The 13018-nt window shown below is 61.7% G+C and carries 11 protein-coding genes; 1 reads left to right on the forward strand and 10 read right to left on the reverse strand.

All coding sequences use genetic code 11. The features are described 5' to 3' along the window. The first annotated feature begins 245 nt into the window (after window positions 1-245). Window positions 246-725 carry a homoprotocatechuate degradation operon regulator HpaR gene (hpaR, locus tag IE266_RS24420; protein ID WP_229864458.1) on the forward strand — a complete coding sequence of 160 codons (480 nt, stop codon included), beginning with the start codon at window positions 246-248 and terminating at the stop codon, window positions 723-725. 12 nt (window positions 726-737) lie between these two features. Here the strand turns inward: hpaR and IE266_RS24425 are convergent, their stop codons facing one another. The 10 genes from IE266_RS24425 to IE266_RS24470 form a co-directional block, all read right to left on the reverse strand. Then, window positions 738-2282, reverse strand: a complete 1545-nt coding sequence (locus IE266_RS24425) for a class I adenylate-forming enzyme family protein (protein ID WP_189682754.1) — start codon at window positions 2280-2282, stop codon at window positions 738-740. A gap of 32 nt (window positions 2283-2314) precedes the next feature. Continuing rightward, window positions 2315-3613 (reverse strand): aminomethyl transferase family protein, encoded by a 1299-nt coding sequence (locus tag IE266_RS24430; RefSeq protein ID WP_189682755.1) that lies wholly within the window; start codon window positions 3611-3613, stop codon window positions 2315-2317. A gap of 67 nt (window positions 3614-3680) precedes the next feature. Next, window positions 3681-4145 (reverse strand): PaaI family thioesterase, encoded by a 465-nt coding sequence (locus IE266_RS24435; RefSeq protein ID WP_189682756.1) that lies wholly within the window; start codon window positions 4143-4145, stop codon window positions 3681-3683. Beyond that, window positions 4142-7573 (reverse strand): indolepyruvate ferredoxin oxidoreductase family protein, encoded by a 3432-nt coding sequence (locus tag IE266_RS24440; RefSeq protein ID WP_189682757.1) that lies wholly within the window; start codon window positions 7571-7573, stop codon window positions 4142-4144. Before IE266_RS24440 ends, IE266_RS24435 begins: the two co-directional genes overlap by 4 nt. A gap of 18 nt (window positions 7574-7591) precedes the next feature. Continuing rightward, a complete protein-coding gene (locus IE266_RS24445; protein ID WP_189682758.1) occupies window positions 7592-8902 on the reverse strand; it encodes a TRAP transporter large permease in 1311 nt (436 codons plus the stop codon). Then, entirely contained in the window at window positions 8899-9435 is a 537-nt protein-coding gene (locus tag IE266_RS24450; protein ID WP_189682759.1) for a TRAP transporter small permease, read from the reverse strand. Before IE266_RS24450 ends, IE266_RS24445 begins: the two co-directional genes overlap by 4 nt. After that, window positions 9432-10454, reverse strand: a complete 1023-nt coding sequence (locus tag IE266_RS24455) for a TRAP transporter substrate-binding protein (protein WP_189682760.1) — start codon at window positions 10452-10454, stop codon at window positions 9432-9434. The genes IE266_RS24450 and IE266_RS24455 overlap by 4 nt, the downstream gene beginning before the upstream one ends. A gap of 96 nt (window positions 10455-10550) precedes the next feature. After that, a complete protein-coding gene (locus IE266_RS24460) occupies window positions 10551-11327 on the reverse strand; it encodes an aldolase/citrate lyase family protein (RefSeq protein WP_189682761.1) in 777 nt (258 codons plus the stop codon). Window positions 11328-11335: 8 nt separating this feature from the next. After that, entirely contained in the window at window positions 11336-12133 is a 798-nt protein-coding gene (locus IE266_RS24465) for an FAA hydrolase family protein (protein ID WP_189682762.1), read from the reverse strand. Continuing rightward, entirely contained in the window at window positions 12130-13008 is an 879-nt protein-coding gene (locus tag IE266_RS24470) for a fumarylacetoacetate hydrolase family protein (RefSeq protein ID WP_189682763.1), read from the reverse strand. The genes IE266_RS24465 and IE266_RS24470 overlap by 4 nt, the downstream gene beginning before the upstream one ends. Window positions 13009-13018: the final 10 nt, after the last annotated feature.

The following is a 13018-nucleotide window of genomic DNA, read 5'->3' on the forward strand; positions in this document are numbered from 1 at the left end:
ATAGGGCATCCTTCCATTCCTTCGAAAGGATCACACCATCAAACCGTGGGATCAAACAACTAGCGACACTCCGAAAGCGAGACTGAGATTGGCTCTGCTATCTTGTTGTCCGATGCAATTTGCCTCAGAAACTCCAGCGAGCAACCGCCAAGTCTTGTTCATCCCATCCGAACCTTTCACAATGGGCTTACCCGATCGCGGAAGACAGTTTGAGCGCGGTCAAAAGAGGAGTCGGAGAGACGCAATTGAACGAAGCACCGCCTGATTTTGATTTCCTGCTTGCCCGCACGCAAAGGACTCTTCCGATCGCTCTCTTGCGGGCACGCGAGGCCGTAATGGAGCGATTTCGACCGATGCTGACCCGCCACGGTGTGACGGAACAGCAATGGCGTGTCATGCGCGTCCTGCGTGAAACGGGTGAGGTTGACGCAACCAAGCTGGCGGTGATTGCTTGCGTCCTGGCCCCGTCGTTGTCACGCATCCTCAGCAGCCTGAAAGGCTCGGGTCTTATTCACGTGCGCCATGATCCCGAGGATCGGCGCAGATCCCTGATCAGTATCAGCGAGTCGGGAGAAGCCTTCCTCAAGGAAGTTGCACCGGAAAGTTCCCGCATCTACGCCGAAATCGAGGATCGGATCGGGCTTGAGAATATCGCCAGAATGCTTGACGATATCGAACAGTTGCTCAAGGCGCTGGATCGCAGCGCGGATCAGGCCAATGGCTGAGGTTTAAGTGTCTCAGTCCAACCCTGCCATCACCTCTTTTTTCAGATCGCTCTTCAGCACCTTGCCTGCCCCCGACAGCGGCAGCGGTTCGGTTCTCAATGTGAAACCGCGCGGAACTTTGTAGCCAGCAATCTTTTCCCGGCAGGCGGCACGAATGGCATTCAGGTCCAGCTCCGCCCCCGGTTTCGGGACAAGAACCGCATGGACCTGCTCGCCGTAGGTCGGGTCAGGCAGGCCGATGACCGCGCAGGCGGCAATACCGTCCAAGAGAGAGAGGACATTCTCAACCTCGGCACAATAGACATTCTCTCCTCCGGTGACGATCATGTCCTTGATCCGGTCGACGATGAACACGAACCCGTCTTCGTCCATATAGGCGGCGTCGCCGGAATGGAGCCAGCCGTTTCTGAGCGCGGCGGCGGTCTCCTCCGGCTTGTTCCAGTATCCCTGCATGACTGTCGGTCCGCGCGCGGTCAGTTCCCCCACCTCCCCGCGCGGTTGCTCGGAGCCGTTTTCGGCGACGATCCGCAGCTCGATCGACGACACAGCCTGCCCGCATGAGAGCAGCTTGCCTGCGAACGGGCCGTCCAGCGTGGCATATTTCGCTTGGGTCACCGAGGCAATCGGAGACAGTTCGGTCATGCCCCAAGCCTGGTGCATGCGGATCCCTGGCATCAGCTCGAGTGCCTTGCGGATCGTGCGTTCCGGCATTGACGACCCGCCGACAAGGATACGCTTCAGCGCGCTCAGATCCGCCGCTTTGGCGGCCGGGTGATCGACCAGCATGCCAAGCATGGTCGGCACCATGGTGGTGTTCGTCACAGCCTCGGCGGCTACGATCCGGCAAAAGGCGTCGACCTCGAAGCGGGGCATGAAGACATGCTGGCCAGCCAGCATCGTCAGACCGTATGTAGAGCAGGCATCCGAGGTGTGAAAGGCGGGTGCGGCATGAAGGTAGCTGCAGTCGCGCGTGTAGTGCAACGCCTGCGCGACGTCGAAGGCATTGGTGACCAGGTTGCCATGCGAGAGGATCACACCTTTTGCCGGACCTGTCGTCCCGCCGGTGTAGTAAATGCCAGCCATGTCCGCGCCTGAGCGGTCCGCAGCGTCCACCGGCGCATGTGCGGCCATGACCGCTTCATAGGACCGTGTTCCAGCCGGAGCCTCACCCTCACCCATGAAGATCACCTCGCCGATCTGACCAAGTGCCGTGAGTTTGGGAAGGAAATCGACGAAGTTGTGATCGATGCACAGAACCTGGGGCCGGGAGTCACCAAGAATGTAGTCGATTTCCGGTGGTGCGAGGCGGATGTTCAGGGGCACGACCGCGCCGCCGGCCCACATGCTGGCGTAGATCACCTCATAGTAGCGGAATCCATTCATGGCGAGGACAGCGACGCGATCATCGTTGCCGACACCCATCCCTTGAAACGCACTCGCCAGCCTGGCGACCCGATCCTGTGTCTCGCTCCAACTCTGGCGCACGGAGCCGTCGATGAGCGCAGTCTTGCGCGCCTCGACCTGCGCCGCACGCTTCAACCCTTGGGAAATTCGCATGATTGGCCTCCTCCCCTTCGATTACCGCCCGATTAGAGCGGCAATTTGCTCACATCAATGTCGCTGTTGCGGCCTTCGTTAAAGTATGGAAACCGCTCGACCGTCGCGCGAATTTCCTTGATCGGACCGTCGTAGTCGCCCCAGTGGACGACGACCTCTTCGCCGATGTCGGTCGCGGCGATGTCGATGCAGCCGTGCGACAGGTATTCACGGTAATAGGGGCTGTAAATCGTGCCCGAGGACCAGCCGATCGCCTTGCCGCCCTTTGTGATATGGTCCGCATGGGCCATCGGCCAGCGCTGCGGCGAATAGGGGAAGTCGAAGCTCTTGTAGGGCTCGCCGTTGCGCAGGAGCGAGGCGAAGACATCGAGGACGTCGTCATGATTCCACTTCAGCGTCACGGTGCGGCGTTTTGGATCTGCAATTTCCGCTGCCAGCGCATCCTGCCCAATGAAGTCGTGGTCAAACTTCGCCATGTTTTCCCAACGGACTTCGACAGGGGTGCGCAAACGCGGGCGGAGCTCCATCGGATCGACGGAACCGCTGACCTCCCAACGGCGCATGGCGCGGGGCCATTTCGCCTCGGGCAGGGCCGAGATGAAAGTCCAGGTGTGCTGGGGAAAGCCGCCTTCGACGTGGTTCACAAGGTACGTGCCCCACCCCAGCCGCTCGATACCGAATTCCTTTCCCGCCTCGTAGACGGCGTCATAGACGGCGGCGGCGTCCTCCATGGGACCGTGCAGTTCGTAGGCAAGGCTGCCGCTCATGCCCAGCCGTGCGATTTCGCAGCGGATCCCTGCGACCGTGATGTCGCGAAAGCGCAGGAACTTTAGGTCGCGCAGGCTTTCGCCGGTCGCCTTCTCCAGCACATGGAGCGACGTCGGCCCGGCGACCTGGAACAGGTACTTGTCCTGGACCTTGATCTCGACATCATAGCCGACATTCGTCATCGGCGTCGGGCCGGGAGGTCCGCCGGCCCAGGATTCGAAATGGTCCTCGGCCAGGCGGGACACGATGCCATGAGCCGTGATCAGCCCGTGATCATCGCATTGTACTGCGTGTTTCATCGCGCCGACCGGAAATTTCTCGAAGCTGTTGATCACGAGGCCTTGCAAGTAGTCCTTGGCCTGAGGGCCTTTGATCGAGACGGGTCCGGTTCCGGACAGGCCGGCATGGATGTAGCATCCGGTGCGCCAGGACAGCGCCTCCTTGCGCCAACCATTGAACGCCCAGGCCCGGACCGTCGGCACGGCAAGTCCCTTGTCGTGCGCATGATACATGACGTGATCGGTGTAGAACGGATGCGCGAGCCGGGCAGTGATGTTTTCCAATGGTTTTCCTCCAAGTGATACGCTGGTCCGCTAAGCGATGCCGGTCCAGCGGACAGTTATTTCTGCGTCAGGTTTCGATAATGGCCAGCGACGAGGTCGCTGTGGCGACGACACGGCCTTGCGCATCTGCAAGTTCGGCCGCGGCAAAAGCGATTCGCCGCCCGATCTTGTCCACCTTGGCGACAGCCGTGAATGCCCCGGGCAAACCGCTCCGCATCATGTTGACAGTCAGGCTGACCGTTGAACAGATCGTGCCCTTGTCGAGCAGCGTCATGACCGAAAGTGCCATTGCACTGTCGATCATATTGGCGAATGTGCCGCCGCCGACTACGCCGTTGCCTTGGACATTCCCTGCCCCGGCGGTGAAGGTCACCCGCACCCGGCCTTTTGTTGCCTCATTGACGACCGTGCCGAGCGTCGCGAGGGACGGATTGTCCGGGATCGTGAAATCTGAATCGCCGTCGACCATACCCTTGGCCAGGCGGGCACGCGTCATATCCGTGTTGATCGGAGCTTCTGAACCAACGGTCATTTCGCGGCCTCCATCAGGATTTCGACTTCGGCCTTTACCTTCTCGGCGGCGGCGTCTTTCACCGGGCCATAGCCGCGGATTTCCATCGGCGCTGCAAGGATTTGCGCCCAATGATCCTGATCGGCCCCGGCGCCGGGATACCGGTCGATGACCGCATCGAACCACGCGATAAGGTCGCGTTCCAGCCGTCGGTCCTGCGTATATCCGAAAGGGTCGAGGGGCGTGCCGCGCAGGCTCCGGACCGCCTTCAAGACGGCGAACAGGGGATCGGTCCAGGGCCCGAACTGCCGTTTGAGCGGCCGGCCACGTGCGTCCTTGCCTTTGCTCAGAGCAGGTGGTGCAAGATGATAATGCAGTGTGAAGTCGCCGTCGAAATCCCGCGCGAGGCGGGCTTTGAATTCCGGCGACCGGTGCAGGCGAGCAACTTCGTATTCGTCCTTGTAGGACATGAGCTTGAACAGCGATTTGGCCGCCGCGATCCGGTGCGCTTCGGGTGCGCCCCTGGCCTCAAGGATGGCGAGGGTGTCGCGATAACGGCGTGCCCAGGCCTTGCTTTGATAGTCTTCGAGGAACTCGCTCCGCCGCTCGATCACATGGGTGGGCGTCTCGGGTACGGCGTCGCTTTGAACCGGCTGAGGGGTCAGCGCCCCGGGACGCGCGGCGAGAACGCGACCGATGCCGAAGGCCCGGATGTTTTGCGCCTTCGCGACGCCGTTCAGTTCGATCGCCCGCATCAGGGCGGCTTCCGACACCGGGACCATTCCGCTTTGCCAGGCAAACCCCAGCATGATGACATTGGCAAAAACCGCGTCGCCCAGCAGACGTTCAGCCGCCTCGCCCGCATCGAAGGCCGCGAGGTTCTCGGCGCCGACAGCGGTCGCGATCGCAGACTGACGCCGTTCGATCGACAGCTGTGCATCTCGGTTCAGCACCAGATCCCCGGTCGGCATGCTGGCGAGGTTCAGCGCGATCCTGGTTCCGGGTCGATACAGAACCGAGGCGCGGGGCGATGCCGAGACCACGGCATCGCAGGCGATCACCGCGTCGGCGCTGGCCTCGGCGATGCGTACCTGATTAATGTCGGCGGGTGTGCGACCGATACGCACGAAACTCAGGACCGGGCCGAATTTCTGCGCAAAGCCGGTAAAGTCGAGAACGCTCGAGCCTTTACCTTCCAGATGCGCGGCCATGGTGACCAAGGCACCCACAGTGATGACCCCTGTCCCGCCGACGCCGGTGACCAGAAGATCGAAGGGTTCGTTCAGCGCGCTGGCAACCGGCTGTTCAAGTTCGACAAGCAGGGCGTCTAGGTCGAAGTCCGCCGCCTGCCCCTTGCGCCGTGTCGCGCCTTCAAGTGTCACAAAGCTGGGGCAGAAACCGTCTATGCAGGAAAAGTCCTTGTTGCAGGAAGACTGGTTGATGCGCCGCTTGCGGCCAAATTCTGTTTCAACCGGTTGGACCGACAGGCAGTTCGACGCGACGGAGCAATCGCCGCATCCCTCGCAGACCAGTTCGTTGATCACGACAACGCGGTTCGGATCCTCCATCGTGGCGCGCTTTCGCCGCCGCCGTTTCTCGGCCGCACAGGTCTGTTCGTAGATCAGCATGGACACGCCCGGCACGGTGCGCAACTCGCGCTGCACAGCATCGAGATCGCGGCGATGATGCACCGTGGCGCCCGACGGAAGATCATTGGGGGCGAACTTCTCGGGCTGATCTGACACCAAGGCGATGCGGCTGACGCCTTCCGCGCGGCTCACATGGGCGATAGCCTGCGGGCTGATCTGCCCGTCGACGGGCTGGCCGCCGGTCATGGCTACTGCGTCGTTGTAAAGCACCTTGTAGGTGATGTTCACCCCTGCGGCGATCGCCTGCCGGATGGCCATCGACCCGGAGTGATGCCACGTCCCCTCGCCGAGGTTCTGGAAGGTGTGGCCGTTTCCGGTGAACGGCGCGACGCCGGCCCAGTTCGCCCCTTCTGCTCCCATAAAGATGACAGAGGTCGTGTCGCGGCCCATCCAGCTGGCCATGAAATGGCAGCCGATCCCGGACATCGCCTGACTGCCCTCCGGCACACGGGTCGAGGTGTTGTGGGGGCAGCCCGAGCAGAAATAGGGGGTTCGGGTGGCACCGGGAATCTGGATCACCGGCGGTGCGTTTCGTAACAGTCCTGCCCCGCGGGCAGCGAAGCCTTCGCCCGGAAACATGCGATCCAGACGATCGGCGATGCGGTTCACCAGAAGGGTTGGTGACAGCTCTCCGGTCCAGGGTATCAGAGGTGCGCCGGTTTCGTCTGTCTTGCCCGCGATCATGGGCCGCTTCGGATCGTCATAGAGATAGTCGCGTAATTGCGTCTCGATCAGGCCGCGCTTTTCTTCAACGACCAGGATCTCCTCAACACCCGCACAGAAAGCGGTGATGTCGCGACGGGCCAACGGATAGACCAGCCCCACCTTGTAGATGTCGATGCCAAGCCGGGCGCAGGCTGGCTCGTCGATCCCGAGCAGCCGCAACGCTTCCATCAGGTCCTGATGTGCCTTGCCAGAGGTGACGATACCTAGCCGACGCCGCGCAACACCATAGATGGCGCGATCGATCGGATTGGCATTCACGAAGGCCTCGACCGCGCGCAGTTTGTCGGCCAGCCGGGTCTCGATCTGCGGACTGGGCAGATCCTGCCAGCGGTAATGCAGACCACCCGGCGGGGCGTCGAACGGCGGCAGAACAAAGGCGCGTTCGGGTGGCAGATCCACGGACTGCGCCGCCTCGACCATCTCGGCGATGGCCTTGAACCCGACCCAAGTGCCCGAATAGCGCGACAGGGCGTAACCATAGGCACCGAAGCTCAGGTATTCCGCCAGTGTCGACGGGCTGAGAACCGGCATGAACCACGCCATGAAAGCGGTATCGGACTGATGCGGCATCGAGGACGAGACACATCCGTGATCGTCGCCCGCCACGACCAGCACGCCCCCATGCGGCGACGAGCCGTAGGCATTGCCATGTTTCAGAGCGTCGCCTGACCGGTCGACACCGGGTCCCTTGCCGTACCACATGCCGAAGACGCCATCGACCTGCGCCGTCGCGTGCGTTTCCGCCTGCTGCGTGCCCAGAAGGACGGTCGCGCCCATCTCCTCGTTCACCGCGGGGAGGAACCGGATCCGGTGTTCAGCCAGTTGATCGCTTGCACGGTCCAATTCCATGTCGAAGGCCCCTAGGGGCGAGCCACGGTACCCCGAGACGAACCCGCCGGTCCTTAGCCCGGCTGCCGCGTCGCGGCGGGCCTGGTCGATCAGGATCCGCGTCAACGCTTGCACCCCGGTCAGAAAGACACGACCATCGGTTCGGGCGTATCTGTCCGCCAATGAATAGGCGGCCACCTCGTGCCGCCCCGGCAAAGTGTGCGGGGTTCGGGCGTCGTCAAGCATGGCGGTCTCCGTCAGTGTTCATCGAGCCACCAGCATCAGGCTCAAGCCGGGGATGAGGACGATCAGCAGAAGCCTGGCGATATCGGCCACCCAGAACGGCGTCACGCCCCGAAAGATCTCGGCTGTCGGAACGTCCCGCACGATACCTTTCAGGACGAAAACATTCATTCCCACCGGCGGTGTGATAAGGCTGATTTCGGTCACCACAACGACCACGATGCCGAACCACACAAGGTCGAAGCCCAGCTCCGCCACCAGCGGATAAAACACCGGAACGGTGAGCAGCATCATGGACAGGCTTTCGAAAACGCAGCCCAGGATCAAGTAGACCCCCACGATCAGAAAGATCACACCCATGGCCGGAAAGTCTGCGGCCTTGATCATCGCCAGCAACTGGTCGGCCATGCCGACATAGTTGATGTAGTTCGAGAAAATCCAGGCACCGATCAGCACCGCGAAAAGCGACGCACTGGTTCTCGCGGTCTCAAACAGCGCGGTCTTCAACAGTCGGAACGTCAGCCGACGACGGACAAGCGCAATCAGGAACGTGCCCGCCGCACCGATCCCCGCCGCCTCGGTCGGGGAGAAGGTCAGGTTGAGCGGGGCAAAGTCGAACACGCCGTAGAGGCCGCCGATCACGGCCACGAAGAGCAGCAGCACGGTCCATACTCCGGTGAGTGCGCGAAGCCGCTCGCCCCAGGTTGATCTGGGACCCGCCGGGCCTGCCGCAGGGTCACGCCAGACCACGAAACGAACCGCAGCCATATAGAAAAGGATGCCCATCAGGCCAGGAATGACTCCTGCCAGGAAAAGCGAAGCGATGCTGGTTTCCGTCAGGATTCCGAAGATGATCAGGGCGACACTTGGCGGGATCAGGATGCCCAGTGTGCCACCGGCGGCGATGGATGCCGTGGAGAGACGGTCGGAATAACGGTGCCGCCGCATTTCCGGTATTGCGACACGCGACATGGTCGCAGCTGTCGCAAGTGAGGATCCCGAAAGCGCCGCGAAGATCCCACAGGCCAAGATCGTGGCAAGCGCGAGCCCGCCGCGCAAATGGCCAAGCGTCGCGTGACTGACCCGGTAGATCTCGGTCGACATCCCGCTCTGGTTCACGAACATGCCCATGAGGATGAACAGCGGGATCACAGTCAGCCCGTAGTCCTGGGCGGTGTCCGCGATGATACGGCTGGCCAGTGACAGCGACGCAGTCATGTTGGTTTCGGCCGCATAGCCGGCTACGCCGACGATGCCCATGGCGAACGCAATGGGGGTGCGCAAGAATACAAGCACCAGCACGGCGCTGAACCCGATCAGTGCTTCGATCATGATTGTGCGCCGCCCGCGCCGTCATTCAGAGCCACTGCGCCGTCGGGCCCGTCGATCAACAGGACGAGGCCGCGCAAGATCAGCAGCGCTGCGCTAGCTGCGACACCCGCCGCGATCAGGTAAAGGATCCAGAAAACGGGAATCTGCAGGAAAAGTGTCGTTTCGTTGTACGACATCGACCGCTGCGCATGATGAACGAGCACGACTGCCGGCCACGTCAGTGCGACACCGACGCCGGTCGAGATCACCGCGTCGCGTAAACTGCGTATCCGCTCCGGAAAGAGAAAGTCGAAGAGATCGACACTGACGTGCCCGTCGCGCAGAGAAATTGACGGCATCGCCAGAAAGACGGACGTCGCCAACAGGATCTGAGTCACCTCCGCCCCGCCGTAGACTGGCGCCGAAAACAGGCTGCGTGTTGTGACGTCGGTGAGCGTAAGCAGCATCATAGCGAACAGTGACAGGGCGGAGACGAGCATGGCGCCCGTCTCCGCGAAACCAGCCAGGGAGAGGACCGGCTTCAGGACCTTCATTTTTCAGACTCGATGGCAACGGTCTGTTCGGCAATGAAGTCACGGACTTCCATGGCATCGAGTCCGGTCGCGGCCTCGACCTTGGCAAAGACCGACTGAGACACCACGTCGCTGATCGCCTTGAACGCCTCCACGTCCGTCGTACTGGCCGAGACCAGATTGTCGGCAGGTATCTCGTCGTGTACACGAGAGTCGCTCTCGTCCCAGATCTTGCCCCAGAGGCGCGACAGAGTCTCTCCGGTAATCTTCTCGTCGATGGCCTTCTGCACTTCCGGCGACAGGGAGTCCCACTTGGCACGGTTCATCAGGATGGCGAAGGACCCGCGATAAAACCCGCCGGGCACTTCGTACATGTAGGGGGCGACCTCATTTAGGTTGAAGCCCTGCCGCGCATCGATATTCAGCGTCACGCCGTCGGCAGCCTTGGCAGACAGCGTTTCGTAGACCTTGTTTGCGGGAACCTGAATGCCGGTTGCGCCAAGCTCAGCCATGACCTCGGAGCCAACGCCGCCGGGAACGCGCACCTTCATGCCCCTGATCGCTGCGAGATCATTGACTTTGTCCACGGAGAAAAGCGTCGCCGGACCATGGGCGACAAGGGCCAGGAGCTTGAACTCCTGATGCATGCCCGTGTCTTTCAGGTATTTTTCATAGGCACGCCAATACGCGCCGGACAGAGCCTCTGCACCGCCTTGGTACCCGGGAAGTTCGGCCAATTCTGCCGCAGGATAACGGCCCGGCGTGTAACCGTGGAATATATGGGTGATGTCGGCAGCGCCGTCCATGACCAGATCGGCCTGGGCAGGCGGGGGAGCGAGACCGAGCTTCAGTTCGGCTGTGACTTCGCCATTGGTGACCTCTTCCAGAAGCTTGATGAAGGCCGGATAGGCCTCGGCATTCAGGACATGGGTCGGCGGGGCCCAGCTCGAAATGACCAGCGTCTCGGCGTCGGCGGTCGAGAGCGTTCCAATCAGGACCGCACTCGACAGGATGAGGCTACGGATTGACTTCATGTACATGGGTTCCTCCCGGTTTGCCGGCGTCCGTTCTCCCGACGGTTCCGGTCTGAATTTAATTTAACGCGTTAAACAATGGCAATCAAGCTGTATTTCCAGTCACGCCGAAGCCGAAGTCCCGAAACTGGCTCGAAGCGCCGTCAGGCCAGACCGCAGGACACCGACATCCGACCCGACGGCCAGGAAGTTTACGCCTGTTTTCTCATATTGGGCGGCCAGCGTCCGGTCGCTGGTCAGAATTCCAGCTGCCCGTCCCGCATCCCGAATCCGGCCCAGTGCGTCATTGACTGCCGTCTGGACTTCCGGCGCGCCGGGATTGCCTAGATAGCCCATGTCCGCCGCGAGATCCGCAGGCCCGACGAAGATGCCGTCGACGCCTTCGACCGTCAGGATTTCGTCCAGCGCAGCAAGGCCCACCGTGCTTTCCACTTGAAGGAGAAGGCAGATTTGATCATTGGCCGTGTGAAGATAGTCGGGGGTACCGCTGTAGTCAGAGGCGCGCGCCAATGCGGCACCGACACCGCGGACACCACGCGGCGGATAGAGCACGGAACGGACCACTTCGCGCGCCTGCGCGCCGCTTTCGATCATTGGCACCAGTAGCGTGCGCGCTCCGATGTCGAGCATCTGTTTGATTTCGGCCCGGTTGTCGTCGCGAGTGCGCACAACGGCATGCGACCGTTCGCCCACGGCGCGAAGTTGGGCCAACACGTCGCGAAGCCCGTTGGGCCCGTGCTCTGCGTCAATCACCATCCAGTCGAAGCCGCAGCCCGAAGCGAGTTCAGCGACAGATGGATCGCCAAGCCCCATCCAGAGACCGATTTGTGTATCGCCGGATTTAAGGCGAGCCTTGAAGCTGTTCTTGGGGGGCGGCACGGGATACCTCAGTTGAAAGAAATGGAAACGGAGCCAAACGAACCGAAGTCTGCATCGACAGTGGTGCCCGGCGGGCATTCAATTGGCGCGATGAAGCTTCCGGACAGGATCACCTGTCCTGCCTCGATTCGTTGACCGTATTTGCCCATACGCCGGGCCAGCCAGACGATGCCCATGACTGGATCATCCAACACCGCCGCGCCAAGCCCGGTTGCAACGACCTCGCCGTTCTTGCGCACGATCGCCCCGGTCCAGCGCAGATCTTTCGCATCTGGCAGGTGGCGTTCGCGGCCCAGCACGATACCCGCGTTGGCGGCATTATCGGCAACAGTGTCGAATATCTGTCGCAGCTGTCCCGTCGCCGGATCGGACCGCAGAATCCGCGTGTCGAGAATTTCAAGCGAAGGCACAACAGCCTGCGTCGCGGCAAGCACGTCGTCGCGAGTGACGGTACCGTCGATTGGTGCCTTCATAACAAAGGCGATCTCGGCCTCGACGCGCGGCTGTATGAAGCGGCCCTTGGAAACGGCGGCGCCGGTCTGGAACAGCATGTCGTCATAGAGCACACCAGAGTCCGGCGTATCGATCCCGAGCGCCTCCTGCATAACCCTGGAGGTCAGGCCAATTTTCCAGCCGATCACCTTGCGACCGGCCGCCAGCTTCTGCGCCATCTGGGCGGACTGGATCGCATAGGCGTCGTCCAGTGTTATACCGGGGTGGCGGATTGATAGCAGGCCAATCTGCGTGCGGTCGTCTTCGGCGGCCAAAAGGTCTGCGGCGGCGATGTCGATCTCCTCCGGGGTCACGCCTCGTCCTCCACGGTGTTACGCAGGATGCCGATACCCTCTGCCTCGACCTCGATCACGTCACCCGGCTTGAGCCAGATCGGCGGATCGAACCGTGCGCCCGCCCCCGTGGGCGTACCACAGACGATCACGTCTCCGGGGACAAGCGTGGTGAAGGTCGAGACATAGTTCACGATATAGCGGAAGTCGTACATCATCCGAGCCGTCCGGTCGGACTGGCGTATCTCGCCGTTCACCCGGGTCTCGAGCTTGATGTCGTCCAACTGCTCGGCCCGTTCAAAGGGAACGATCCACGGCCCGATCGAGCCGGAACTGTCCCAGTTCTTACCCTGCGTAACGTTGAACTTGGCGTGGCGAACCCAGTCGCGGATCGTACCTTCGTTGCACAGGGTGATCGCGGCGATGTGGTCATAGGCGTCGTCACGCGGGATGCGGCGACCGCCTTTGCCGATGATAATGGTCACTTCGCCTTCGTAATCCAACTGCTCGCTTTCTGGCGGACGCACCAGTGCCGCGCCATGTCCGACAAAGGACCGGGGAAAACGGATGAACACCGACGGATAGGATTTCGCGTCTGTTGTGCCGTCCTTGTATTCGGCATTGCGGTCGGGAAAGTTCACACCGATGCAGATCAGCTTTTCCGGGTTTGCGATCGGGATGAGGTAGGTGACCTCTTCCTCGCGCCACGTCGGGGCACGTCCTTCTGCGGCCGAGACCAACTCGGCCAGTGCACTGGCGTCGATGACCTCTTTCAGGCCCTTGAAGCGGCTTCCGAATTCGGGTGTCAGGTCGATGATCCCCTGATCGGTGACGACGCCATAGCGATCCGCGCCATTGACGTGAAACGCGACGATGCGGGCGGGGTGATAGGTCATGGCGACGTCC

This window comes from Seohaeicola zhoushanensis (assembly GCF_014656415.1).
GTDB classification, from domain to species: domain Bacteria; phylum Pseudomonadota; class Alphaproteobacteria; order Rhodobacterales; family Rhodobacteraceae; genus Seohaeicola_A; species Seohaeicola_A zhoushanensis.